The 23,665-nt window shown below is 56.8% G+C and carries 23 protein-coding genes and 1 tRNA gene; 15 read left to right on the top strand and 9 right to left on the bottom strand.

Annotated features, from left to right (window positions below; genetic code table 11):
• The first annotated feature begins 198 nt into the window (after positions 1–198).
• The 7 genes from rpsA (at position 199) to AC2FJW_RS18310 (ending at position 6,774) form a co-directional block, all read left to right on the top strand.
• The gene (gene rpsA, locus AC2FJW_RS18340) at positions 199–1,875 is read left to right on the top strand and encodes a 30S ribosomal protein S1 (protein WP_142639449.1); all 1,677 of its coding nucleotides are present in this window, start codon (positions 199–201) and stop codon (positions 1,873–1,875) included.
• A 270-nt stretch (positions 1,876–2,145) separates the two neighbouring features.
• Positions 2,146–2,430 carry an integration host factor subunit beta gene (ihfB, locus tag AC2FJW_RS18335; protein ID WP_037310872.1) on the top strand — a complete coding sequence of 95 codons (285 nt, stop codon included), beginning with the start codon at positions 2,146–2,148 and terminating at the stop codon, positions 2,428–2,430.
• A gap of 6 nt (positions 2,431–2,436) precedes the next feature.
• On the top strand, positions 2,437–2,787 hold the full coding sequence (locus AC2FJW_RS18330; RefSeq protein ID WP_271951622.1) for a lipopolysaccharide assembly protein LapA domain-containing protein: 351 nt from the start codon (positions 2,437–2,439) through the stop codon (positions 2,785–2,787).
• Between the two features lie 8 nt (positions 2,788–2,795).
• Positions 2,796–3,446, top strand: coding sequence for a phosphoribosylanthranilate isomerase (locus tag AC2FJW_RS18325; protein ID WP_496750974.1), 651 nt, complete (start codon positions 2,796–2,798; stop codon positions 3,444–3,446).
• A 92-nt stretch (positions 3,447–3,538) separates the two neighbouring features.
• On the top strand, positions 3,539–4,786 hold the full coding sequence (gene trpB, locus AC2FJW_RS18320; protein WP_281973469.1) for a tryptophan synthase subunit beta: 1,248 nt from the start codon (positions 3,539–3,541) through the stop codon (positions 4,784–4,786).
• A gap of 366 nt (positions 4,787–5,152) precedes the next feature.
• Positions 5,153–5,227 (top strand) — tRNA-Asn (locus AC2FJW_RS18315).
• 401 nt (positions 5,228–5,628) lie between these two features.
• Positions 5,629–6,774 (top strand): slipin family protein, encoded by a 1,146-nt coding sequence (locus AC2FJW_RS18310; RefSeq protein WP_496750972.1) that lies wholly within the window; start codon positions 5,629–5,631, stop codon positions 6,772–6,774.
• 42 nt (positions 6,775–6,816) lie between these two features.
• Here AC2FJW_RS18310 and AC2FJW_RS18305 read toward each other — a convergent pair whose 3' ends face one another.
• The 7 genes from AC2FJW_RS18305 to AC2FJW_RS18275 all read right to left on the bottom strand — a co-directional run bounded on the left by AC2FJW_RS18305 (position 6,817) and on the right by AC2FJW_RS18275 (position 12,836).
• Positions 6,817–7,191 (bottom strand): DUF2237 family protein, encoded by a 375-nt coding sequence (locus AC2FJW_RS18305; protein WP_142639459.1) that lies wholly within the window; start codon positions 7,189–7,191, stop codon positions 6,817–6,819.
• Positions 7,192–7,200: 9 nt separating this feature from the next.
• The gene (locus tag AC2FJW_RS18300; RefSeq protein ID WP_496750970.1) at positions 7,201–8,364 is read right to left on the bottom strand and encodes a serine hydrolase domain-containing protein; all 1,164 of its coding nucleotides are present in this window, start codon (positions 8,362–8,364) and stop codon (positions 7,201–7,203) included.
• Between the two features lie 82 nt (positions 8,365–8,446).
• Positions 8,447–9,127 carry an aminoacyl-tRNA hydrolase gene (pth, locus tag AC2FJW_RS18295; RefSeq protein ID WP_496698869.1) on the bottom strand — a complete coding sequence of 227 codons (681 nt, stop codon included), beginning with the start codon at positions 9,125–9,127 and terminating at the stop codon, positions 8,447–8,449.
• Between the two features lie 137 nt (positions 9,128–9,264).
• Entirely contained in the window at positions 9,265–9,918 is a 654-nt protein-coding gene (locus AC2FJW_RS18290; RefSeq protein ID WP_142639464.1) for a 50S ribosomal protein L25/general stress protein Ctc, read from the bottom strand.
• 243 nt (positions 9,919–10,161) lie between these two features.
• Positions 10,162–11,328 (bottom strand): alpha-hydroxy acid oxidase, encoded by a 1,167-nt coding sequence (locus AC2FJW_RS18285; RefSeq protein WP_496750968.1) that lies wholly within the window; start codon positions 11,326–11,328, stop codon positions 10,162–10,164.
• Positions 11,329–11,480: 152 nt separating this feature from the next.
• Positions 11,481–12,272, bottom strand: coding sequence for a tryptophan synthase subunit alpha (trpA, locus tag AC2FJW_RS18280; RefSeq protein ID WP_142639469.1), 792 nt, complete (start codon positions 12,270–12,272; stop codon positions 11,481–11,483).
• A gap of 78 nt (positions 12,273–12,350) precedes the next feature.
• A complete protein-coding gene (locus AC2FJW_RS18275; protein ID WP_496750967.1) occupies positions 12,351–12,836 on the bottom strand; it encodes an acyloxyacyl hydrolase in 486 nt (161 codons plus the stop codon).
• A gap of 194 nt (positions 12,837–13,030) precedes the next feature.
• Here AC2FJW_RS18275 and ychF point away from each other — a divergent pair, with 194 nt between their 5' ends.
• Together ychF and AC2FJW_RS18265 are read left to right on the top strand one after the other, a co-directional pair.
• Positions 13,031–14,128, top strand: a complete 1,098-nt coding sequence (gene ychF / locus AC2FJW_RS18270; protein WP_281995894.1) for a redox-regulated ATPase YchF — start codon at positions 13,031–13,033, stop codon at positions 14,126–14,128.
• Positions 14,129–14,139: 11 nt separating this feature from the next.
• On the top strand, positions 14,140–14,643 hold the full coding sequence (locus AC2FJW_RS18265) for a GNAT family N-acetyltransferase (protein ID WP_496698773.1): 504 nt from the start codon (positions 14,140–14,142) through the stop codon (positions 14,641–14,643).
• Positions 14,644–14,705: 62 nt separating this feature from the next.
• On the opposite strand, the gene AC2FJW_RS18260 is transcribed toward AC2FJW_RS18265, so the two are convergent.
• A complete protein-coding gene (locus AC2FJW_RS18260) occupies positions 14,706–16,331 on the bottom strand; it encodes a GMC family oxidoreductase (protein WP_496750965.1) in 1,626 nt (541 codons plus the stop codon).
• A gap of 103 nt (positions 16,332–16,434) precedes the next feature.
• Here AC2FJW_RS18260 and AC2FJW_RS18255 point away from each other — a divergent pair, with 103 nt between their 5' ends.
• Positions 16,435–17,313, top strand: a complete 879-nt coding sequence (locus tag AC2FJW_RS18255) for a LysR substrate-binding domain-containing protein (RefSeq protein ID WP_496704111.1) — start codon at positions 16,435–16,437, stop codon at positions 17,311–17,313.
• A gap of 4 nt (positions 17,314–17,317) precedes the next feature.
• Here the strand turns inward: AC2FJW_RS18255 and AC2FJW_RS18250 are convergent, their stop codons facing one another.
• The gene (locus tag AC2FJW_RS18250; protein ID WP_496698867.1) at positions 17,318–17,887 is read right to left on the bottom strand and encodes a helix-turn-helix domain-containing protein; all 570 of its coding nucleotides are present in this window, start codon (positions 17,885–17,887) and stop codon (positions 17,318–17,320) included.
• Positions 17,888–18,067: 180 nt separating this feature from the next.
• Here AC2FJW_RS18250 and glyA point away from each other — a divergent pair, with 180 nt between their 5' ends.
• The 5 genes from glyA to AC2FJW_RS18225 all read left to right on the top strand — a co-directional run bounded on the left by glyA (position 18,068) and on the right by AC2FJW_RS18225 (position 23,572).
• On the top strand, positions 18,068–19,321 hold the full coding sequence (glyA, locus tag AC2FJW_RS18245; protein ID WP_496692960.1) for a serine hydroxymethyltransferase: 1,254 nt from the start codon (positions 18,068–18,070) through the stop codon (positions 19,319–19,321).
• A 9-nt stretch (positions 19,322–19,330) separates the two neighbouring features.
• Positions 19,331–20,713 (top strand): dihydrolipoyl dehydrogenase, encoded by a 1,383-nt coding sequence (lpdA, locus tag AC2FJW_RS18240; RefSeq protein ID WP_496750964.1) that lies wholly within the window; start codon positions 19,331–19,333, stop codon positions 20,711–20,713.
• A 14-nt stretch (positions 20,714–20,727) separates the two neighbouring features.
• Positions 20,728–21,672, top strand: coding sequence for a lipoyl synthase (gene lipA / locus AC2FJW_RS18235; RefSeq protein WP_496750963.1), 945 nt, complete (start codon positions 20,728–20,730; stop codon positions 21,670–21,672).
• Between the two features lie 25 nt (positions 21,673–21,697).
• Complete coding sequence (locus tag AC2FJW_RS18230; protein WP_282022286.1) at positions 21,698–23,071, top strand: alanine/glycine:cation symporter family protein; 1,374 nt, start codon at positions 21,698–21,700, stop codon at positions 23,069–23,071.
• 78 nt (positions 23,072–23,149) lie between these two features.
• A complete protein-coding gene (locus tag AC2FJW_RS18225) occupies positions 23,150–23,572 on the top strand; it encodes a universal stress protein (protein ID WP_496698765.1) in 423 nt (140 codons plus the stop codon).
• The last annotated feature ends 93 nt before the right edge of the window (positions 23,573–23,665 follow it).

Below are 23,665 nucleotides of genomic sequence, written 5' to 3'. Positions count from 1 at the left end.
TGCAGCGCTAGTGCGAACCCGTTATAGAGCGCGCGTCGACAAGGCGATTTGAGCCATAAAACAATGAGACGAGCAGGGTCGGACCAACCGGCCCTCTTTGTTTTGCGGTATATGTCAGGTCGTCTGACCAATCCACTAAGACCGGCGGAGACAACCGCTCGGCCAGCAAAAACGTTATGTAAAGGAAAACACTGCCAGATGGCTGATACAACCATGGAGGAATTCGAAGCCCTCCTTAATGAAAGCTTCGAAATGGACACGCCCGAAGAGGGTTCTGTTGTCAAAGGTAAGGTTCTGGCGATCGAAGCCGGCCAAGCCATCATCGACGTCGGCTACAAAATGGAAGGCCGCGTTGATCTGAAAGAATTCGCAAATCCTGGCGAAGCCCCTGAAATCACTGTTGGCGACGAGGTTGAAGTTTACCTGCGCGCCGCAGAAAACGCCCGTGGCGAAGCTGTCATCTCACGTGAGATGGCCCGCCGTGAAGAGGCATGGGACCGTCTGGAAAAAGCATATGCCGACGACCAGCGCGTCGAAGGTGCAATCTTTGGTCGTGTCAAAGGTGGCTTCACCGTCGATCTGGGTGGTGCAGTTGCGTTCCTGCCCGGCTCGCAGGTTGACGTGCGCCCCGTACGCGACGCTGGCCCTCTGATGGGTCTGAAGCAGCCGTTCCAGATTCTGAAAATGGACCGTCGCCGTGGCAACATCGTTGTTTCGCGCCGCGCAATCCTGGAAGAATCGCGTGCCGAACAGCGCGCCGAGGTTATCGGCAACCTGACCGAAGGTCAGACCGTAGAAGGCGTGGTCAAGAACATCACCGAATACGGTGCGTTTGTTGACCTGGGCGGCGTTGACGGCCTGCTGCACGTCACCGACATGGCATGGCGCCGTGTGAACCACCCGTCCGAGATCCTGACGATCGGCGAGACCATCAACGTTCAAGTCATCAAGATCAACAAAGAGACCCACCGCATCAGCCTGGGCATGAAGCAGCTGCAGGAAGATCCGTGGGATCTGGTTGCAGCCAAGTATCCGCTGAGCTCGGTTCATCAGGGTCGCGTCACCAACATCACCGACTACGGCGCGTTCGTCGAGCTGGAAGCCGGTGTCGAAGGTCTGGTGCACGTGTCCGAGATGTCCTGGACCAAGAAAAACGTCCACCCCGGCAAGATCGTTTCGACGAGCCAGGAAGTCGACGTCATGGTTCTGGAAATCGATGGCGCCAAGCGTCGCGTGTCTCTGGGCCTGAAGCAGACTCAGCGCAACCCGTGGGAAGTGTTTGCAGAAACACACCCCGAGGGCACCGAAGTCGAAGGCGAAGTCAAGAACATCACCGAATTCGGTCTGTTCATTGGCCTCGAAGGCGACATCGACGGCATGGTTCACCTCAGCGATCTGTCCTGGGACGAGCGTGGCGAGGATGCCATCCAGAACTACCACAAGAACGACGTGGTACAGGCCGTTGTGTCTGAAGTGGATGTCGAGAAAGAGCGTATCTCGCTGTCGATCAAAGCCCTGGGCGGTGACAAGTTCGCCGAAGCCGTGGGCGGCGTGAAGCGTGGCTCGATCATCACCGTTGAGGTCACCGCGATCGAAGATGGCGGCATCGAGGTAGAGTACGAAGGTATGAAGTCGTTCATCCGTCGTTCCGACCTGAGCCGTGACCGTGCCGAACAGCGCCCCGAGCGTTTCTCGGTCGGTAACAAGGTCGACGTCCGCGTCACCAATGTCGACAGCAAGACCCGTCGTCTGGGTCTGTCGATCAAGGCACGTGAGATCGCCGAAGAGAAAGAGGCCGTGGAACAGTACGGTTCTTCCGACTCGGGCGCATCACTGGGCGATATCCTGGGTGCAGCGCTGAAGTCGGGCGACTAAGTCCGAGCCTCTGCCAAGCCGAATTTGCGGCCCCGCGTGAAAGCGCGGGGCCGTTTTTGTTGCGAATCAACATGTTCGCATTTTCAGGCTAATTGGGGCTTAGGTTCATGCATTTGTCGGGCAAATTACATGAACTGGCAAAAATTCGCGTTACTTAACTGTAATTTTCAGCCTTTGCCCGCAGAGTTTACGTTCCCCCGAACCCAGTTTTTTCCTATACTGTTCAGAATAATAGGCATGGTTAACCGGTCGCCTGGGAGGGTAACGCACATGATCCGTTCAGAACTGATTCAGAAAATCGCCGACGAGAACCCGCATCTTTATCAGCGTGACGTCGAGCGAATCGTGAATACCGTGTTCGAAGAAGTAACGGATGCGATGGCGCGAGGGGATCGGGTTGAACTGAGAGGCTTCGGGGCGTTTTCAGTGAAACAGCGCGATGCCCGTGTGGGTCGTAACCCGCGCACCGGCGAAACTGTGCAGGTCGAAGAAAAATGTGTTCCGTTTTTCAAAACTGGCAAGTTGCTAAGGGACCGGTTGAACGGTAAAGCCTAGGCCATGATGCGCTACCTTCGATATGCTTTTCTCGCGGTCCTCGGGATCGTCTTGATTTCAGTCTCTCTGGCCAACCGCGAAGCGGTTGAGCTGACGCTTATTCCCTCGGCTATAGCCGATTTGCTTGGCTTCAATTTCAGCGCCTCGTTGCCGCTGTTCGTGGTGGTTCTGGGTGGCATCGTCGCTGGCCTGGTCATTGGCTTTCTTTGGGAATGGCTGCGCGAGCACAAGCACCGCCGCGATGCTACCGCCAGCAAAGGTGAAGTGCGCAAGCTTGAGCGTGAGGTCAAGAAGCTCAAGAAAGCGCAGAACGAAGGACAGGACGAAGTTCTCGCCCTGTTGGATGAGGCCAGCTGAGGCCCGGAATGTCGGATGTATCGGTTAAAATCTGCGGCCTGACTGCACCAGATCACGTGCGCGCAGCAGCTGATGCGGGTGCACGGTATCTTGGTTTCAACTTCTTTCCGAAATCGCCTCGATATGTTTCGCCTCAACAGGCAGCAGCTTTGTTCGAGCATGTCCCCGTTGGGGTTGCAAAGGTCGCCTTGGTTGTGAACGCCACGGATGAGTTGTTGGACAGTATCACCGCAGTCGCCCCTTTTGACATGTTGCAGCTGCATGGCTCAGAATCTGTCGAGCGGGTGCAGGAAATCAAGGCGCGCTATGGGTTGCCTGTTATCAAGGTGGTTGGTGTTGCAGATGCCGAAGACCTGGCCGCCATTGATACTTATAGCGATGTTGCCGATCAGTTGCTGATAGATGCCAAGGCGCCAAAGAGCTCGGTTCTGCCGGGTGGAAACGGGCTGGCGTTTGACTGGCGTTTGCTGGCTGGGCGCAAATACTGGCGCAAGCCCTGGATGCTGGCCGGTGGGTTGAACCCCGGCAATGTGGCCAAGGCCATCCGTATGACGGGCGCGCGTCAGGTCGATGTCGCCTCGGGCGTGGAAAGTGCACCGGGCATCAAGGATGCCGCGATGGTTCGTGCGTTTGTAGACGCTGCAATTCGGGCCGGCTGAGGTATCACATCTAAGGATTCCCATGTGCGTTTTGCCATGGCAAATCCCGCCGCTACCTCCTATGAACAACGGGTACGACGATGGAGACACCCATGGCCAACGATCTTTTCAATTCCTTCATGTCCGGCCCAGACGAGCAGGGCCGTTTCGGCATTTTCGGCGGGCGTTTTGTCAGCGAAACGCTGATGCCGCTGATCCTGGCGCTGGAAGAGGAATATGAAAAGGCCAAGGACGATGCCACATTTTGGGCCGAGATGGACGATCTGTGGGCCAACTATGTGGGACGCCCCTCACCATTATATTATGCCGAGCGCCTGACCGAGCATCTGGGTGGCGCCAAAATCTATCTGAAGCGCGATGAGCTGAACCACACCGGCGCGCACAAGATCAATAACGTATTGGGCCAGATCATTCTGGCGCGGCGCATGGGCAAGACCCGGATCATTGCTGAGACCGGCGCAGGGCAGCATGGCGTGGCCACAGCCACCGTTTGCGCCAAGTTCGGTTTGAAATGCGTGGTCTATATGGGCGCGCATGATGTGCAGCGACAGGCCCCGAACGTGTTCCGCATGCGCTTGCTGGGGGCCGAAGTGATCCCTGTGACGTCAGGTCGTGGCACATTGAAAGACGCGATGAACGATGCGTTACGTGACTGGGTGACCAACGTGCGCGATACTTTTTATTGCATCGGTACAGTTGCTGGCCCGCACCCGTATCCGGCGATGGTGCGCGACTTTCAGTCGATCATCGGCAAGGAAGCAAAGGAACAGATGCACAAGGCTGAGGGCCGTTTACCCGACACGCTCATCGCCGCCATCGGTGGTGGATCGAACGCAATGGGTCTGTTCTATCCGTTCCTGGATGATAAATCCGTCAACATCATCGGTGTCGAAGCCGGTGGTAAGGGCGTGAACGACAAGATGGAACATTGCGCCTCGCTGACCGGCGGCCGCCCGGGTGTTCTGCATGGCAACCGCACCTATCTGCTGCAGGATGATGACGGGCAAATCCTCGAAGGATACTCGATCTCGGCTGGTCTGGATTACCCGGGCATTGGCCCTGAACATTCATGGCTGAATGATATCGGCCGCGCGCAATATGTGTCGATCACCGACAAAGAGGCGCTTGAGGCGTTCCAGCTTTGCTGTGCAACCGAAGGCATCATCCCGGCGCTTGAACCTAGCCATGCGCTGGCTCATGTGATGAAGATCGCGCCGGATCTGCCCAAGGATCACCTGATCTGCATGAATATGTGTGGACGTGGTGACAAGGATGTTCAGACTGTGGCGAAATATCTGAACTTCGACATGTCGGATACCGAAGGCCGCAGCGCCGATTGACCAGGCGGTAAAATTTGAAATTTCTGACAAAAGCGGTGTGCCTTTGAACGGTGCGCCGCTTTGGTTTCCGGCCTGCGGCTTTTCAAATGTTGCGCAGCTGGGTAATTTTGTTGCGCACCCGCCACAGGTGCATTTCCACCTCTCAGAATATCATTGAGCGAATCCTGCCCCTTCGCCTAAACCCGCCGTTACCGGTCAAAACGGGCCGAACCCTAGCGAGCAGAGGTGATCACTCTCTCGGTGCGGACGGCGCTGCCGAAACCGTATGCCAGGGCCGAAACCGGGGATTGGTACATGCTTTGTAGCTCAGGTGGAAGAGCGGCAGATGGCAAATCTGTGAGCGGAGGTTCGACTCCTTCCAAAGCTCCAAATGTAGCTCATTCTGGTTAGAGCAATCGACTGTTAATCGATGTGTAGCGGGTTCGAGTCCCGCCATTTGAACAAACGCTGTTAGGTCAGCACCGGCCTTCAACGCCGGTCCGTGAAAACGGTCCAAATCATTAAGGTCCGGGTGTTCCCCAGCAGGGGTGGCACCGCGCTACGTCAGGCTTTGGCCGGGCGGGGCAGGGGTCTTCGCTGCTCTGGTCTTGGGCCGGAGGGCAGATGACGGTGTCGCCGGATTGGCGCCCCGCTTGATCCCTTGGGAACAGGCGGCGCATTGGTCCCGCGCCCCTCTCTCTGACCCTCTCGCAAAAGGGCACGGCGCGGGGGATGCCCGGTCTTTCACAGCCTTTATCCGAAGGCTTCACACCTGTCACCCAATCGGGGTGCAACCCACTGAAAACATGAAAAGGAGTTCGCTTTTGCGACGACGATAGAGCGAGACGAAAAGGAGAAATGAAATGACACTATTCCAAGATCTGATCGACCGGCTGACCGGTCATCAACGGCTGACCCTGACCGAGACCCAGCGGATGCTGGTTTTGCGCAAGGGAGTAATTGACACCATCCTCGGCCCCGGGAAACACCGGCTGCCACGCAGGGATGCGCTGACCGAGCTGCACGATCTGGAGGCTCTCTTTTTCGTGTCGCCCTATGAGCGGGCGCTGATGCAGAACCGGCCCGAACTGGCCGAGGCGCACCTGACCGAGTTTCGGGCAGGGCCCGACGAGGTTCTGGTTCTGCTTCGGGATGGCGTGCCCGCTCGAGTGCTGATCTCCGAAGTACGGGCGCTAGTTTGGAAGGATGCCGGCCCCTGGGCCGTTGAGCAACACGCGCTGACCGAGTCCATGGTTGTGCCCAAAACGGTCGCGCAGCGGCTGGTTCGGGTGGGGCTGCAGATCCACTTGACGCGGGTCGAGATTGCCGAAGGGCATGTCGGTTTGCTGACGGTGGATGGCGTGCTGGTGGATCGGCTGAACCCCGGCGCGCATGCCTTCTGGAAAGTGGGCCGGAACGTCGAGGTCAAGCAGATCGACCTGCGGCAACGAACCCATGAGGTTACGGGTCAAGAGATCCTGACCAAGGACCGGGTGACCATCCGGGTCAACCTCAGCGCCGATTACCGGGTCGTCGATCCGGTCAAGGCGATGGGGGCGGTGAAGGATTTTGATCAGGCCCTGCACCGGGCCCTGCAACTGGCGTTCCGGAAGACCCTTGGGTCGATGACGCTTGACCGGCTACTTGCCGAGAAGGTGGGCGTTGACACCGAGGCTGCGGATCGGGTGCGGGCACAAATGGCCGGGATCGGCATCGAAGTGGGTGAGATCGCGTTGAAAGACGTCATCCTGCCCGGCGAGATGCGCGAAATCCTGACCGCCGTGGTCGCTGCCGAGAAACAGGCCGAGGCCAAGGTCATCCGGCGGAGGGAAGAAACCAACGCCACGCGGTCTTTGCTGAACACCGCGAAAGTGATGGCGGAAAACCCGGTGATGCTGCGACTGAAAGAGCTGGAAGCGCTGGAAACCATCGCCGGCAAGGTCGAGCGGCTGACGGTTCATAACGGAACCGAGGGTCTGATGTCTGACCTTGTGAAATTGCGGGATTGATCCCGAATAAGGGCCGGTCCGGGTGATCCCGGGCCGGTCTGCCTAGTCCTGAACCGCGTGTTGGTTGAGAATGCGCAGAGGCACGATGTCCAGCGCCCGTTGATGTGTCGCCTCAAGATGAACCTTGGGTGCGCATCCTTCGTCATGGGCTTGCAGGAAGCGACCCGCACATAGACACCAGCTGTCACCGGCACGCAGCCCGGGAAAATTAAACTCGGGGCGCGGCGTGCTGAGGTCATTGCCGACATATTTCGAATAGGCCAGAAACTCGACCGTCATTACCGCGCAAACCGTGTGGCTGCCCTGATCCTCGGGGCAGGTATTGCAGGCGCCATCGCGAAAGAACCCGGTCAGCGGATCGCGGGAGCAAGGGGCGAGCACGCCCCCCAGAACATTTATGCTTTCCTGTTTCTGCATAAGAGCATCTTACAGGCTTTGCGCAATCCTGCGGAACATTTCTATGTTGATCTCATTCACGCCAGGGTCTCGAAACTTGCGATCGGCCCCGGTGGACACGATCAGCACCCCGCGCGGCTGGTCGAAATAGATGTACTGACCATAGACGCCGCGGGCCATGAACTCGCCTTCATGCGCGCCCACGGGAATCCACCACTGATATCCATAGCCGATCTTGCCCGATGCGGTCGGGGCACTGGGCAGGACCGAAGCGGCGATCCATTCGGCGGGCACCAGTTGCTGCCCATCATGAACCCCGTTTTGCAGGATCATCTGACCGAAACGCGCATAGTCGCGGGTGGTGAAATTCAAGCCCCCCAGAACAAAGGCAACTCCGGCCCCATCGGTCACGTAATAGCCATCCCGCTCCAGCCCAAGCGGCTGTACAATGCGCTCTGTAAGCAGTTCGGCCACGCTGCGACCGGTTGCTCCTCGGACCACCATACCGATAACATGGGTGTCGATTGACACGTATTTCCAGGTTTCTCCGGGTGTTGCGAAACTGTCCTGCAGCGAGGCGGCGAAATCGTCCAGTTCTCGGCCTAAGGCGACCACTCGACCCATCCGGTTGATGTCAGAATTGTAATCCAGATAATCCTCGTTGAAGGTCACACCGCTGGCCATGTTCAACACGTTGCGGATCGTCGTGCCATCATAGGCCGTGCCTTTTAGTTTGGGCACATATTGCACGACAGGATCGTCCAATGAGGCGATTGCGCCTTCGTCCAGCAATATGCCGAACAATGCAGAAAGATAGCTTTTGGCAACCGACCACGAGATGCGCCGGTCGTCTGGCGTGGTGCCCAGATAATATTCCTCAAACCGGATTTGTCCGCGCTGCATCACCAGCAAGGATGTGACTGCCCGGTCTTCTATCCATTGATCCGTGTCTGCAGGCAGGTCAAACCCAGGCCCATACGGCAATTCCCAAGTGGCTCTATCCCCGCGCGGAAGATCGACGGTTTTGAAAGCGGCATCCATATGAGAGAAATTGTGGACGATCTTTTCGGGGGCAAACAACGAGTTCACCGCCATCAAGCGCTGAATCTCCTCGCGTTTCCAGAATCCGACAACGGCGGCTGCCAGCACAAGCATCAGCGCGATGCGCAGTACCCATTTAAACAAAGCTCTCATCTGTCGCCTCCCATGATTGCCGGTATTGGAGCCTGCCCGGGTAAATTCCGCAATCCGGACGTAGGGGCAACAGCAGAGCGCGCTATTTGAACTTGTCCATCAGCTTCTGCATGGCCGACCTGTTGTCCTCGGCAGGTTCTGCCATGGTCTGGGCGGTTGGTTTGGGCGGCTCGGACGGCGATTTGGACGAACGCGGAGGCGCCGTCCGCAGGGCAACGGCATTCATGAACTTACCGCCGTCACCATTGGCCAGGTGCCCCGCGCCATCTGCAACGCCGCGCAGAACATCTTCCAGCCAGTCAGCGTCGGCCTTTGCAAAATCACCCAATACATAAGGCGATACCAATTCTTTGCGGCCCGGATGCCCGACCCCAAGGCGCACCCGATCATAGGCTGGGCTGATATGTTCATGGATCGAGCGTAGCCCGTTATGGCCCGCATGGCCTCCGCCCGCTTTGACGCGAACCTTGCCGGGGGCCAAATCCAGTTCATCGTGAAAGACGGTGACATCCGTTGAATCCAGTTTGTAGAACCGCATCGCCTCGCCCACCGATTGGCCCGACCGGTTCATGAAGGTCTGAGGCTTGATCAGCAAAACCTTTTCATGACCCAGCCGCCCTTCGGCGATTTCGGCCTGAAATTTGGATTTCCAAGGACCAAAACCGCAATCCTCGGCAATCCGGTCAACGGCCATAAAGCCGATATTGTGCCGGTTACGAGCATATTTTGATCCTGGATTCCCCAGGCCGACAAACAGCTTCATCGTCATGTCCTTGTCTCAAGCGCGATATCGCAACTGGTTGATGGCACGGATTGGGGCCGATTTTCCAGCCCAACGGGCAAAAGAAAACGGGACCCCAATGGGGCCCCGTCACAAAAACCGAAACTTTGGGTCCGGCCTTATTCTTCTTCGCTTCCGACGACTTCGACTTCATCGGGTGCAACATCACCCTCTTCGCCCTCTTCGTCATCGCTTGTAGCCAGGCCGGTTGGCGCCGAGATGTTGGCGATCACAAAGTCACGGTCGATGGTCGGCTTGGTGCCAGCAGGCAGATCGACCGACGAGATGGTGACAACGTCGTTGATGTTCAGACCGGTCAGATCAACGGTGATCTTCTCAGGAATCTCACCAGCGGTACACATCAGCTCGACCTCAGGACGGACAACGGTCAGAACGCCGCCTTTCTTGATGCCGGGGGCCTCTTCCTCGTTGATGAAATCAACCGGAATAAACAGTGCGATCTTGGTGGTCCGACGCAGGCGCATCAGGTCCAGGTGGGTCGGCAGGTCTTTGACAACGTCACGCTGAACGTCGCGGCAGATGACGCGAACGTCTTCTTGGCCTTCAACCTTCAGGTTCCACAATGTCGACTTGAACCGGCCCGCTTTCAGGCGCTTGAACAGTTCGTTGAACGGGATCTGGATCGGCAGCGGCTCTTTGTCGCCACCAAAAACAATGCCCGGAACCATGCCGTCGCGGCGTGCCTGACGAGCGGCGCCCTTGCCTGTCCCCGTCCGTTCCAGAGCTACGAGATCAGGAATCTCTCCAGCCATGATATTTCTCCAATGTTAGGGCGGGTATCCTCCAAGGCTGTATACCCGCGTGAAGCCGCGTCCTTAGCTTGATTCATTGAGTTTGGAAAGGGGTTTTTGCAGCTCGTCTATTTTGCGAGGCTCTGTCTCGCGCTCCGAGGTATTTTCGGCCAGATGAAGCAGGGAATCCTTTCTTCAACTGGCTCTAAATATCTCGGGGGAGGCGGCCAAACGGCGACAAGGACAGAGCCCCCATGCGCGCGATCAATCTGTCCAGCTCCCTCCGAAGTCTTTCGGGACAAGCAAATTGTGCCGGCCCAGATCGCTCACATTGCGTTCACCGCAAAGCGCCATGGTCGTATCAAGTTCTTTCTGAATGATCTCAAGTGCCGTGGTCACGCCTTTCTGGCCCATTGCGCCAAGACCGTAAACAAAGGCGCGCCCGATAAAGGTGCCCTTCGCGCCAAGTGCCAGAGCTTTCAGAACGTCCTGGCCAGATCGGATGCCACTGTCCAGATGCACTTCGATGTCGTTCCCGACAGCGTCCATAATCTCGGGCAGGACACGAATGGAACTGAGCGCCCCGTCCAACTGGCGTCCGCCGTGGTTTGAAACCACGATGGCATCGGCGCCCAGCTTGGCGGCCATCTTGGCATCCTCGGAATCCAGGATACCTTTGAGGATCACCTTGCCGCCCCATTGGTTCATCAGCTTTTCAACCTTGCCCCAATCCAGGCTGGGGTCGAATTGTTCCGCCGTCCATGTGCCCAGCGATCTTGTATCAGTGATATTATCAACATGGCCAACAATATTGCCGAAGTTCCGCCGTTTGGCGCCTAACATGTCGATGCCCCAGGCCCATTTTGTCATCAGATTGGCGATGGTCTTGGGCGTCAGCTTTGGCGGCGCGGACAGACCATTCTTTAGGTCCTTGTGGCGCTGCCCGAGTATTTGCAAGTCCAGGGTGATCACAAGGGCCGAACATTTTGCATCCTTGGCGCGTTGGATCAGTCGAGAGACATAGTCCTGGTCCTTCATGGTGTAGAGTTGGAACCAGAAGGGCGCAGTGGTGTTCTCGGCCACCTCCTCGATAGAATTGATTGACATCGTGGACAGGGTAAAGGGGACGCCAAAAGCCTCGGCTGCTTTGGCGGCTTTGATCTCACCATCCGCGTGCTGCATGCCGGTCAGACCAACGGGGGCAAGGGCAACAGGCATGGTAACATCCTGTCCGATCATCTGCGACGCCGTCGTGCGCCCGGTCATATCAACCGCTACTCGCTGGCGCAGGCGGATATCTTCGAAATCCGAGCTGTTATCGCGAAAGGTCTGCTCGGTCCAGCTGCCGCTTTCGGCATAGTCAAAGAACATGCGTGGGACGCGTCGTTCATAGATGTGTTTGAGGTCTTGGATATTGGTGATGACGGGCATGAGATGCGGCTTTCGAAAGATTGGTCCTTTTTCTTTACCAATTTTTCGAAAGCCTCGCAACGCCACGTTTCTGTGCGCAACGTTAGGTGCAATAGAAAAACCGCAGCCGGGTTGCGCCGACTGCGGTCAAGATTGCGAAACTGGTCGTTGGATCAGGCCGAATGTGCCCCATCTGCCAGCGATTTGACAAAATCCAGAACTTCACCAACCGACTTCCCGGCGGCGATCTGGCTGACAATGGCCGAGCCTACCACAGCGCCATCGGCAACAGTTGCGATTGCCCGCGATTTTTCCGGGGTATTGATTCCAAAGCCCACGATCACTGGCAAATCCGTGGCGGATTTGATACGAGAGACCTCGGGGCCTACATTCGTGGCCTGGGCTTCGGCTGCGCCTGTGATCCCCGTGATCGAGACGTAATACACAAATCCTGAAGTGTTCTGAAGAACGCGCGGAAGCCGTTTGTCATCCGTTGTCGGCGTGGCGAGGCGGATAAAGTTCAATCCAGCCGCCTGTGCAGGCAGACAAAGTTCGTCATCTTCTTCGGGGGGCAGGTCAACGACGATCAGGCCGTCGATGCCAGCCTCAGTAGCGTCCGCCAGAAACCTTTCCACACCGCGGCTGTAGATGGGATTGTAATACCCCATTAGCACAATAGGCGTTGTATCATCCGTTTCCCGAAAAGCACGTGCAAGATCCAGTGTGCGTTGCAGGGTCATCCCGCCCTCTAGGGCGCGTTGTCCTGCTGCCTGGATGGTCGGACCATCCGCCATCGGGTCGGTGAACGGCAGCCCAAGTTCGATCACGTCGACACCGGCACCGGGCAAGCCCCTGACGATCTCAAGCGAAGTGTCGAAATCGGGGTCACCGGCCATGATGTAGGATACGAAGGCCTTTTTGCCCTCGGCCTTGAGGGCGGCGAACTTGGCGTCGATACGGGTCATCTGCGGTCCTTGCATACGGATTTGAACCTGATGTGCAGAAACTTTGCCCGGAAATCAATCCCGCCGGGTCAGATTGCTTCAGAACCCGTAGTGATAACGCATGAACACTGAGTTGACGCCGGGATTGAAACTGTCCGTGCTCGCGTTCGAATTATGGGTGATGGCCAGCGAGAGCTTGTTTCCATTTTCCAGGGCATATCCAATTCCGAAAAGGCTGCGGATCTGGAAATTTCCGCCGAGATCATTGTCATCATTTGAGGCGTTGTAGTAGCCAGGTATCACGCTGGCCTCTGCGAACCACCGGTCAGAGATAGTATAGAGACCGACCAAACCGGCGCCAATATGCGTGTCGGCTTCTGCATCCACCGTCAGAGCCACACCCCAGCCAGCACTGAGGCGCGTGGCTTCGTGAAACGGGCTGTGCTGATATTCCAGTGACACGACCGCCTGATCATTGCTGCTGGTGTGGGTGAAATCCGCATATCCTGCTCCCAATACGATGGACTGCCCGTGTGCCATGGTCGTGGTGGCCAGCAAAGTGCTCATTAAGAAAAGTGTTTTCATCTCGGTACTTCTTGGTTTTCTCAACTCCCTGTCAGTTGGTGACGCGGCAGCGGCAAAATCAAGTATTCGAAGTACACGTTTGATTAACAGATAAGTGATGTTGCAACTGGGACTCGACCTGTTGCCGCCGTCCGGGTTGCGCATTTGCCCGGACGTGAATAGAAGACGCCGTCGTATCGCTTCAGGAGGCCGAGATGGGCTTTAAAATGGGAATCGTGGGTTTGCCGAATGTGGGCAAGTCGACTCTCTTCAATGCGCTGACCAAGACAGCGGCTGCTCAGGCGGCGAATTTCCCGTTCTGCACCATTGAACCCAATGTGGGCGATGTGGCGGTGCCCGATGACCGGCTGGACAAGCTGGCGGCGATTGCAAGTTCAAAGCAGATCATCCCGACGCGAATGACATTTGTGGATATCGCGGGCCTGGTAAAGGGCGCGTCAAAGGGCGAGGGGTTGGGCAACCAGTTTCTGGCCAACATCCGTGAGACTGACGCCATCGCTCATGTGTTGCGCTGCTTCGAAGATGGTGATGTGACCCATGTCGATGGCCGCGTCGATCCCGTGGCGGATGCCGATACGATTGAGACCGAACTGATGCTGGCCGATCTGGAAAGTATCGAAAAGCGCCGTGCCAATCTGGTGCGCAAGCTGAAGGGCAACGACAAAGAGGCACAGCAACAGGAACGTTTGCTTGCCGAAGCGCAGGCCATGCTGGAAGACGGCAAACCCGCGCGTCTGGTCGAAGTTAGCGACGAAGACGATAAGGCGTGGAAAATGCTGCAACTGCTGACCACCAAACCGGTTCTCTATGTCTGCAATGTCTCGGAAGAAGAGGCCGCCGAGGGCAATGAATATTCAGCCCGTGTGGCTGAAATGGCCGCAGCGCAAGGCAACTCGCACGTCATTATCAGTGCCAAGATCGAAGAAGAGATTAGCCTGCTGGAAGAGGACGAAGCGCAGATGTTCCTCGAGGAAATGGGGCTGGAAGAGCCAGGTCTCGACCGTCTGATCCGCGCAGGCTACGACCTGCTGAAGCTGGAAACCTATTTCACCGTCGGCCCGAAAGAGGCCCGCGCCTGGACCATCCGCACCGGCACCGCCGCGCCGCAGGCAGCTGGCGTCATCCATGGCGATTTCGAAAAGGGTTTCATCCGTGCTGAAACGATCGCGTATGACGACTATGTTTCGGCAAATGGAGAGCAGGGCGCCAAAGAGGCAGGCAAGATGCGCGCCGAAGGCAAGGGCTATGTCGTCAAGGATGGCGATGTGATGCACTTCTTGTTTAATACTTAAGCGCCTTGGCATTGCGAACTGCAGAAAAGTCAGATGCCTCCAGTATCGCTGCCATCTCGATTGAGGTTTGGATCGGAACCTACCTCAAACATGGTGTCAGTGGGATTTTTGCGGATTTCGCCTTGTCGGAATTTACGCCAGGCAAAATCCTAGGACAGATTCAAAACCCGGATGAATTAGTTCTGGTGTCCGACAATAATCAGGGGATTGACGGGTTCATCCGTGTTTCCCCTGCACGCATCGCCCCTGTTTCCGGGTGGTGGGGCATGGAGATATCGACATTCTACGTCCAGCCGCGCCATCACGGAAAAGGTATCGGAAGTCGTCTTTTGGCAGCCGCGCTGGAACATTGCCGGGATCAGGGGGCAGATTTGGTCTGGCTGATGACCAATGCTGAAAACGCCTCGGCCATCAAGTTCTATCTGGCCAAGGGTTTTGAGTTCATTGGAGAGACCCACTTTCAGATCGACGATCAGAAGTATTTGAACAACGTCTATGCGTTGCATTTTTCCTGATCAGGGAATGAGGCCTCTTTCCAGGCCAAATATTCTGTAAGATGGTCTTCTTTCCCTCTGCTTCAAGCGTTCATGCGCTTTGTGGCATCTTCCAGAATGAGGTCCGCGCCGCGCGCGGCCAGCATCATCACAGGCGCATTGGTGTTGCCTGAGGTGATGCTTGGAAACGAGGACGCGTCGACCACCCTAAGGCCTGCCACCCCATGAACCCGCAGTCGAGAATCCAGAACTGAATCCTGTCCCGATGTCCCCATGCGACATGTACAGCTTGGATGAAATATAGTTCCGGCGTTGGCGCGGAAATTCTCTAACATCTGGTCGTCATTCATCCGCGTAACATCTGGTTCTATCCTGGTCCGCGTAACACTGCGGATCGCCTCAGTCTGCGCCAGTTTCTGTAACACCCGACCCGCTTTGATAGCCATGTCGCAGTCATGGTTTGTGGAGAGAGAGTTCGGTTGGATGGCGGGTGCATCCATGGGATCTGCCGAACGGATGTTGATCTCCCCTCTGCTTGTCGGCCTGCAGGGCTGGGCGCACAGAAGAAAGCCTGCTTCGGTATCAACGCCCGGCTGTCCTTTGGTGTCGGTCTTATAGGACATCGGATTGCAATAGATTTGCATATCAGCAAATTCGGCGGTTTCGTCCGAACGCACAAAGCCGCTGACCTGGTTGATGGGGACGCTGAGTGGCCCGCTGCGGGTCAACAGATAACGAATACCGGACAACATCTGTCCCAACCGATTGCCAAGCGTATTATTCAATGTCGGCTCGGCCGCATGAAAGAAATGGGATATGCCAAGATGATCCTGCAATCCCTGTCCAACCTGCGACAGGTTATGGCGCACTTTGATGCCGTGCCTTTTCAACAGGTTCGCAGGCCCGATCCCCGAAAGCTGCAAGAGCTGTGGCGAGTTTACGGCTCCAGCAGATAGGATAACTTCACGGGTCGCCATGGCCTCGGCCATTTGACCCCCGACACGATAGCGAACACCGGTGGCTTTGCCTTGATCCAGAATGACGTTCTGCACCAGAGCATTGGATACCACCCGCAGATTGCCGCGTTTCAGGGCAGGGCGCAGGAACGCGGCTGCTGATGACCAGCGGCGGCCGTTTTTGACAGTACTGCGCAGCCTCATCATCCCTTCGGCGTCCTGACCGTTCAGATTGTCAGAAATATGCCAGCCCATCTGCCGTGAGGCCTCCAGAAAGTGGCGCGAAAACGGGTGCATGCCCTCACTGACATCGCTGACCACGAGGGGGCCGCCCTCGGAGGAAGGTGTTTGGCCTCTTTCGACATGGGTCTCGATCGCCTCATATGTCTGGCGTACTGTTTCCCAGTTCCAACCCTCTGCGCCTGCCTTGGCCCAGTCATCAAAATCATGCGAGAGGCCTCGCAAATATGCCATGGCGTTGATCGAGCTTGATCCGCCAATAACCCGCCCGCGCGGCCAATAGGCCTGACGGTTGTTCAACCCTGGATCAGCCTGGGCAGAGTAACACCAGTTCACCTTGGGATCGTTGAAGGTTTTGCCGTATCCCAGCGGTACATTGATCCAGAAACGGCGATCGGTTCCACCGGCTTCTATCAGCAATACTTTATGGCTGCCACACGCGCTCAGCTTGTTTGCCAGCACGCAGCCGGCAGATCCGGCGCCCACGATGATATAGTCGAAGGTCTGCGTCATCTCGAACCGTTCTGGGTAATTGGCCCCATGATTTGCACGCAATGATTGTCAATACAAACAATGTATATTACCCATTAGGCATAATTTTCATTGAAGGTAAGAAATGGCGAAACTGCCCCATGTCACCTGGTTGCGGGCTTTTGAAGTTGCCGCGCGTCACAACAGTTTCTCTGCGGCAGCAGAGGAGCTGGGGCTGACATCAGCCGCCGTCAGTCAACAGATACGGTTGTTAGAGAAGCATCTAAACGTATCCCTGTTCGAACGCTTGCCGCGCGGGGTTGCCCTGACCGAAATCGGGCGGGCCTATGCGATGCCGGTTCAAAAGACGTTTTCCGAGTTAAGAGACGCAACCAGCGGCCTTTTCACCAATTCCCGCAGGCGGGTGGTCAAAATACGGGCCTCTATCTCATGTGCGGGGCTGGTAATCGCACCAAGACTGGCTGAGTTTGAAGACCTGCATCCTGACATCAAAGTGGACCTCTCCACATTCGTCTGGGCGAACCGCTTTGGCGAGGAAGAAAGCGATATTGATATCCGGTTCGGCTATGGTGACTGGGATGACGGGATCGTCTCGCATCTGGGCCATGAATGTGCGGTGCCGGTCTGCCATCCCGATTATGCGGCATCTTTTGGCGCAGATCTGAGCATTCAAAATCTGGCTCAGGGCCGGGTCGTCACAATCAAAGGGTCCGAGAATGACTGGATGAGATTGTCCGATCAATACACGCTCAATTTGGGCGCGCCCTCCAGAACGCTTCGAATGGATTCGTCACTTTTGGCTTTGCAGGCCGTCACGGCGGGGCAGGGCGCGGCCATGGTATTAGAGAGCTTTGCCCATGAGTACATTAAGCAGGGTCTGCTGGTGGCACCCTTTGATTACCGCCTGCCCATTCAACCTTCACACTATCTGGTTAAACGCAAAGGCGCTGAAGACCGCATCGAGGTACAGGTTTTCGCAAGTTGGGTGACGTCACTCTATTAGCGGGCTATTCCAGCGATACCCAAAGCACACGGGCATCTTCGGTACTGGTTGAAATACAGCCGTGCCCCATTCCACTGTCATAATAGAGCGAGTCCCCGGCTTTCATCGGCAGCGGACGGTAGTGTTCCGACACAAAAGTCAGCTCTCCGCTTAGGACAAACATGAACTCTTCTCCAGAATGGCGAATCCAGTTTTCAAATTCGGAAATGTCGCGCGCCTTGATTGTCGCGATATAGGGCAGCATCCGTTTGCTGGTCAGCTCTGAACACAGCAACTCATGGATATATGTGGAGGTGTCCTTGATCTCACCGTCGCCCTTGGGCGTATAATCACGACGGCCTGATATACCCGATTGACCGGACTGTAGAAACAGCTGCGGTGTACTGAGGTCAAGCGCCTGTGTGAGCCGCCGAACAATATCAAAGCTGGGCTTTGTCTGGTTGTTTTCGATTTTTGACAGGGTTGATCGACCGATCCCGGCAGCACGACCGGCTTCTTCCAATGTCCAGCCCTTTGCACGGCGCGCGTCGCGGATCGAGCGGCCCAGAGCCATACCCTCGTCCTGATCGTCCATTCCGGAAACATCCGTTAAATTCTCTTCTGCCACGTGAAATCCCCCTGTTTTATCGATGCTTGCATAATTTCCAATCAAAATCAAATTCACCATTGTAAGAAAAATGTTGCCTTAAGGGTGAAAATTCCACTATAGGAAACAAAGTTTCGCAATTTGGATTCGGAACCGTGGGAGGAGACCATGTTTAAAACGTCGCTGGCTGAGGCCGATCCGGTAATCTCTGCGTCGATTTCCCGTGAGGGTGCCCGTCAGGCGGATCAGATCGAACTGATCGCATCTGAAAACATCGTCTCGCAGGCGGTGATTGATGCGCAGGGGTCTGTGCTGACCAACAAATACGCCGAAGGGTATCCCGGTCGCCGGTATTACGGTGGCTGCGAATATGTCGACGAGGTCGAATCCGAAGCTATCGAGCGGTTGAAGAAACTGTTTGGGTGCGAATACGCAAACGTACAACCTCATTCCGGCGCTCAGGCGAATGGAGCGGTCAAGCTGGCGCTGCTTAGCCCCGGTGACACGATACTGGGAATGTCGCTGGATGCTGGCGGGCACCTGACCCACGGCGCGAAACCCGCGCAATCGGGCAAATGGTTCCGTCCGGTGCAATACGGTCTGAACGATGCCGGGCTGATTGATTATGATCAGGTCGAGGCATTGGCAGAAGCTGAGAAGCCCAAGCTGATCATCGCGGGCGCATCGGCCTATTCGCAGAAAATCGACTTTGCGCGCTTTCGGGCAATCGCTGACAAGGTTGGGGCCTGGCTGCTGGCAGATATGGCGCATATCGCGGGGCTGGTGGCGACTGGGCTGCATCCGTCGCCTGTTGGGCACGCTCATGTGGTGACGTCGACCACTCATAAGACCCTACGTGGACCACGCGGCGGGATCATCCTGACCAATGATGAAACACTGGCCAAAAAGATCAACTCGGCTGTGTTTCCGGGTCTGCAGGGTGGCCCGCTGATGCATGTGATCGCGGGCAAGGCCGTAGCCTTTGGTGAAGCTTTGAAGCCTGAGTTCAAAACCTACATGCAGCGCGTAGTCGACAGCGCGGCGGCTTTGGCGAATGTGATGATGGCGCGAGGCTGTGACATCGTTTCTGGCGGAACCGAGAACCATCTGATGTTGGTCGATCTGCGCCCCATCGGCGTGACCGGCAAAGATGCCGAAGCCGCTCTTGAGCGTGCAGGTTTTACTTGCAACAAAAACAGTGTTCCCGGCGATCCGCAAAAGCCAACGATTACCAGTGGTATTCGTCTGGGCACTGCTGCCGGATGCAGCCGTGGATTTGGCCCCGAAGAGTTTACGACGATCGGTCATCTGATTGGCAACGTGCTGGACGCTTTGGCTCAGTCGTCTGACGGGGATGCGACCGTCGAAAAAGAAACTCGTGAAAAAGTCCGCGCCCTGTGCGCGAGCCATCCGATCTATTGAGGTTAAATCATGAGCACCTATGACCTGATCGTTATTGGCGGTGGCCCCGGCGGATATGTAGCGGCCATTCGTGCCGCTCAGCTGGGCATGAATGTCGCTTGCGTCGAGGGGCGGGGTGCTCTTGGCGGGACCTGTCTGAATGTGGGGTGCATACCCTCCAAAGCGTTGCTGACCTCCTCGGCCAAATATGCCGAGATCAGCCATCTCTCCTCCCATGGCATTGAGGTCGAGGGGGCCAGCATCGACATCGGCACGATGATGGGGCGCAAGGACAAGATCGTTGGTGACCTGACCAAAGGGATCGGATTCCTGTTCAAAAAGAACGGTATCGACCTGATCGAAGGTTGGGCCAGTATTCCGGCTGCAGGGCAGGTTCAGGTCGGCGACACGATCCATGAGGCAAAGAACATCCTGATCGCCACCGGGTCCGAGCCGACCTCGCTGCCGGGGATTGAGATTGACGAGCAAGATATCCTCAGCTCGACCGGGGCGATTGCGCTGGACACCGTGCCGGATCATCTGGTGGTGATCGGTGCCGGTGTCATCGGATTGGAACTGGGTCAGGTCTGGGCGCGTCTGGGTGCCAAAGTCACGGTGGTTGAATATCTCGACCGTGTTCTGCCCGGCATTGATGGAGAGATCGCAAAGCTGGCACAGCGCGCCCTGTCAAAGCGCGGGCTGAAATTCCAACTGGGCAGGGCGCTGAAATCGGTCGGGAAAACCGACGCGGGCCTGTCCCTGATCGTGGACCGGGTTGGCAAGGACAAGGAAGAAGTGATCGAGGCCGACAAGGTCCTGATCGCTGTAGGCCGCCGCCCTGTGACGCGCGGACTGGGGTTGGAAGATCTGGGCGTTGCCATCAACCAACGCGGTTTTATCGAGGTCGATGGAGCGTTCCAGACCTCGGTGCCCGGTATCTATGCGATTGGCGATTGTGTGCCAGGGCCAATGCTGGCGCATAAGGCCGAAGAAGATGGCGTCGCCTGTGTTGAAATACTGGCCGGTCAGGCTGGACATGTGGATTACAACACTGTTCCGGGCGTGGTTTATACCGACCCCGAAGTTGCCTCGGTAGGATTGACCGAGGAGGCGCTGAAAGAGGCTGGCACTGACTACGCGGTCGGCAAGTTCGCCTTCATGGCAAATTCGCGCGCGCGCTCGACCGGCGAAACCGACGGTGCGGTCAAGGTGCTGGCCGATCCCAGCGGCAAGATCCTCGGCGCGCACATCTGCGGAGCGCATGGCGGCGACCTGATTGCCGAGCTGGTTCTGGCCATGACCAAAGGCGCAACAGTTGCTGAAGTTGCCGCAACCTGTCATGCGCACCCTGCCATGGGCGAGGCGGTCAAAGAGGCCTGCCTTGACGCCCTGGGCCGTGCGATTCACGCTTAACGAGGATCAGCCAGATGACCTTCCAGCTTCGCCCTCGCCACCCGGAAAAAGCCAAAAAGGCTGACAGTGTCATTCCGCGTAAACCGAAATGGATTCGGAAGAAACGGGTTGAAAGCGCAGAGTATTACGAAACCCGCCGCCTGATGCGTGACCATAATCTGGCTACCGTTTGCGAAGAGGCTGCTTGCCCAAATATCGGCGAATGCTGGTCCAAGCGCCACGCCACCATGATGATCATGGGCGAGGTCTGTACCCGCGGCTGTTCCTTCTGCAACGTTGCCACTGGCCGCCCCGACGCTCTGGACCAATTCGAACCCGGCCGTGTGGCCGTTGCGGTGAAAAAGCTGGGCCTGCGTCATGTCGTGATCACCTCGGTTGACCGGGATGATCTGGCTGATGGCGGCGCTGAACATATTGCCCAAACCATCCGTGCTGTGCGCCACCAGAATCCCGGCACAACGGTAGAAGTTCTGACCCCCGACTTTCTGGGCAAAGGGGACGCGGCCGATCTGGTATTTGCGGCCGCCCCCGACGTATTCAATCACAATCTCGAAACGGTTCCGCATCTGTATCCTACAGTGCGTCCGGGCGCGCGGTATTACACTTCGCTGCGTCTGTTGGACGATGCCAAGCGCGCCAACCCCGAGATCTTTACCAAATCCGGCCTGATGGTCGGGCTGGGTGAAAGCCTTGGCGATGTGCGGCAGGTGATGGATGACCTGCGCGCCGCGAATGTCGATTTTCTGACAGTGGGGCAATACCTGCAGCCGACCGCAAAACATCACCCGATTGAACGGTTCTGGACACCGGAAGAATTCGCCCAGCTTGAGCAGATCGCACGCTCAAAGGGCTTTCTGCACGTGTCAGCCACGCCGCTGACCCGTTCGTCGTTCCACGCGGACGAAGACTTTGCCGCCCTCAAGCAAGCTCGCCAACGGGCGATTGCTGCCGGGGCATAATCCAAACGCGCTAGGGAGGAATACCATGGAAGCGTTAAATTCAATCGTAGGGGCCATCAATGGCGTCGTGTGGGGGCCGCTGATGCTGGTCCTCATTCTTGGCGTTGGCTTCTTCCTGCAGGTGGGGCTGAAATTCATGCCGATCCTGCGTATCGGCACGGGCTTTAAGCTGCTGTTTGCCGGTCGAGAAAGTCAGGGCGATGGGCAGATCAGCCCGTTCAACGCACTGATGACGTCGCTGTCGGCGACCATTGGTACGGGTAACATCGCCGGTGTGGCTACTGCTGTCTTCCTGGGCGGTCCGGGCGCTTTGTTCTGGATGTGGATGACCGCCCTGGTGGGCATGGCCACCAAATATGCCGAGGCTGTTCTGGCGGTGAAATACCGTGAGAAGGACGAGCTGGGCAACTTTGTCGGTGGTCCGATGTACTACATCAAGAACGGCCTGGGTGCGAAATGGGCCTGGCTGGGTGTTGCATTTGCCCTGTTCGGCGCAGTTGCAGCCTTTGGTATCGGCAACGGTGTGCAAGCCAATGGTGTTGCACAGGTTCTCGAAGCCAATTTCGGCCTGAATACCTCGGTCACCGGTGTGGTGCTGATGGTTCTGACCGCCGCTGTAATCCTGGGTGGTATCACGCGTATCGGTGCCGTTGCCGGTAAACTGGTTCCGTTCATGGCGATTGCCTATATCATCGCGGGTCTGCTGGTTCTGCTGATCAATATCGGTGAAATCGGCAATGCTGTGTCGTTGGTCTTCACCTACGCCTTCACACCCTCGGCCGCCGAAGGTGGTTTTGCGGGCGCAGCCGTTTGGGCCGCCATCCGCTTTGGTGTGGCGCGCGGTGTCTTCTCGAACGAAGCCGGTCTGGGTTCCGCCCCGATCGCGCACGCAGCAGCCGAAACCAAAGGTCCGGTAAACCAGGGCCTGATCGCGATGCTGGGAACGTTCATCGACACTATCATCGTCTGCTCGATCACCGGTTTGGCAATCATCGCCTCAGGTGCGTGGACCACGGGTGAATCCGGTGCCGCGTTGACTTCGGCCGCCTTCGAAATGTCGTTGCCGGGCATTGGTGGCTACTTGATCGCCATCGCGCTGTCGATCTTTGCCTTTACCACCATCCTCGGTTGGTCGTTCTATGGCGAAAAATGCGTCGAGTTCCTGTTGGGTGTGAAATCTTTGGTGCCATACCGCGTCTTGTGGATTATCATGATCTACTTCGGCGCAACCGCGGATCTGGGCTTTATCTGGCTGCTTGCAGATACGCTGAACGCCATGATGGCTATCCCGAACCTAATCGCTTTGGCATTGCTGAGCCCAATCGTCTTCAAATTGACGAAAGAGTTCTTTGCCTCCGGTGGCAAGTCCGAAGAGCCGGGCGGCACGCCTGCCGAATAATCCGGGCACTGAAAACCTACGGGGGGCCATTCCGGCCCCCCGACTTGAAACAGAATTCCTATCTCGAGGAGAGGCGTGATGGCCACGAAAATCCTGCTGCCGATTGATCACTCTGACGACCGTTCCTGGAAACAGGCATTGCCGGTCGCATTGGAACAGGCGAAATTCTACGGTGCCGAACTGCACGCGGTCGCCGTCATCCCCGAGATCATCCAGCTTCCGAACCTGCCTGCCAATTATGGCGCGGGTGCCAGAGAACATGTGCGTAACGCGGTTCAGACCATTTTGGACAATTGTGGCGCTGCTGGCGTAGCTGTCCATGTCCAAGAGGGCAGCGTCTATCGCGAAATTCTGAAGTTCGCTCACAAAGAGGGCTTCGACCTGATCGTCATGGCGTCGACCAAGGGCGATTTCCCGAATTATGAAATTGGTCCGAACCTGGCACGCGTGGTGCGCAATGCGCATTGCACCGTCATGGTAGTTCGTGACCAGTCCCGCTGATCGAAAGGTACCTGAAATGACGGATATTAAGCGCACGCCTTTGCATGGTTTGCATGTTGAGTTGGGTGGGAAGTTGGTTGATTTTGCGGGCTG

The organism is Ruegeria sp. CDSA020 (genome assembly GCF_059612345.1).
The sequence above is the reverse complement of the archived record's forward strand: the minus strand, read 5'-3'. Positions and strand labels throughout refer to the sequence as shown.

What these genes read in the sequence shown, in the direction of transcription:
- rpsA (WP_142639449.1), top strand. Translation starts at nt 199, where the DNA reads ATGGCTGATACAACCATGGAGGAATTCGAAGCCCTCCTTAATGAAAGC.
- ihfB (WP_037310872.1), top strand. Translation starts at nt 2,146, where the DNA reads ATGATCCGTTCAGAACTGATTCAGAAAATCGCCGACGAGAACCCGCAT.
- AC2FJW_RS18330 (WP_271951622.1), top strand. Translation starts at nt 2,437, where the DNA reads ATGCGCTACCTTCGATATGCTTTTCTCGCGGTCCTCGGGATCGTCTTG.
- AC2FJW_RS18325 (WP_496750974.1), top strand. Translation starts at nt 2,796, where the DNA reads ATGTCGGATGTATCGGTTAAAATCTGCGGCCTGACTGCACCAGATCAC.
- trpB (WP_281973469.1), top strand. Translation starts at nt 3,539, where the DNA reads ATGGCCAACGATCTTTTCAATTCCTTCATGTCCGGCCCAGACGAGCAG.
- AC2FJW_RS18310 (WP_496750972.1), top strand. Translation starts at nt 5,629, where the DNA reads ATGACACTATTCCAAGATCTGATCGACCGGCTGACCGGTCATCAACGG.
- AC2FJW_RS18305 (WP_142639459.1), bottom strand. Translation starts at nt 7,191, where the DNA reads ATGCAGAAACAGGAAAGCATAAATGTTCTGGGGGGCGTGCTCGCCCCT.
- AC2FJW_RS18300 (WP_496750970.1), bottom strand. Translation starts at nt 8,364, where the DNA reads ATGAGAGCTTTGTTTAAATGGGTACTGCGCATCGCGCTGATGCTTGTG.
- pth (WP_496698869.1), bottom strand. Translation starts at nt 9,127, where the DNA reads ATGAAGCTGTTTGTCGGCCTGGGGAATCCAGGATCAAAATATGCTCGT.
- AC2FJW_RS18290 (WP_142639464.1), bottom strand. Translation starts at nt 9,918, where the DNA reads ATGGCTGGAGAGATTCCTGATCTCGTAGCTCTGGAACGGACGGGGACA.
- AC2FJW_RS18285 (WP_496750968.1), bottom strand. Translation starts at nt 11,328, where the DNA reads ATGCCCGTCATCACCAATATCCAAGACCTCAAACACATCTATGAACGA.
- trpA (WP_142639469.1), bottom strand. Translation starts at nt 12,272, where the DNA reads ATGACCCGTATCGACGCCAAGTTCGCCGCCCTCAAGGCCGAGGGCAAA.
- AC2FJW_RS18275 (WP_496750967.1), bottom strand. Translation starts at nt 12,836, where the DNA reads ATGAAAACACTTTTCTTAATGAGCACTTTGCTGGCCACCACGACCATG.
- ychF (WP_281995894.1), top strand. Translation starts at nt 13,031, where the DNA reads ATGGGCTTTAAAATGGGAATCGTGGGTTTGCCGAATGTGGGCAAGTCG.
- AC2FJW_RS18260 (WP_496750965.1), bottom strand. Translation starts at nt 16,331, where the DNA reads ATGACGCAGACCTTCGACTATATCATCGTGGGCGCCGGATCTGCCGGC.
- AC2FJW_RS18255 (WP_496704111.1), top strand. Translation starts at nt 16,435, where the DNA reads ATGGCGAAACTGCCCCATGTCACCTGGTTGCGGGCTTTTGAAGTTGCC.
- AC2FJW_RS18250 (WP_496698867.1), bottom strand. Translation starts at nt 17,887, where the DNA reads ATGGACGATCAGGACGAGGGTATGGCTCTGGGCCGCTCGATCCGCGAC.
- glyA (WP_496692960.1), top strand. Translation starts at nt 18,068, where the DNA reads ATGTTTAAAACGTCGCTGGCTGAGGCCGATCCGGTAATCTCTGCGTCG.
- lpdA (WP_496750964.1), top strand. Translation starts at nt 19,331, where the DNA reads ATGAGCACCTATGACCTGATCGTTATTGGCGGTGGCCCCGGCGGATAT.
- lipA (WP_496750963.1), top strand. Translation starts at nt 20,728, where the DNA reads ATGACCTTCCAGCTTCGCCCTCGCCACCCGGAAAAAGCCAAAAAGGCT.
- AC2FJW_RS18230 (WP_282022286.1), top strand. Translation starts at nt 21,698, where the DNA reads ATGGAAGCGTTAAATTCAATCGTAGGGGCCATCAATGGCGTCGTGTGG.
- AC2FJW_RS18225 (WP_496698765.1), top strand. Translation starts at nt 23,150, where the DNA reads ATGGCCACGAAAATCCTGCTGCCGATTGATCACTCTGACGACCGTTCC.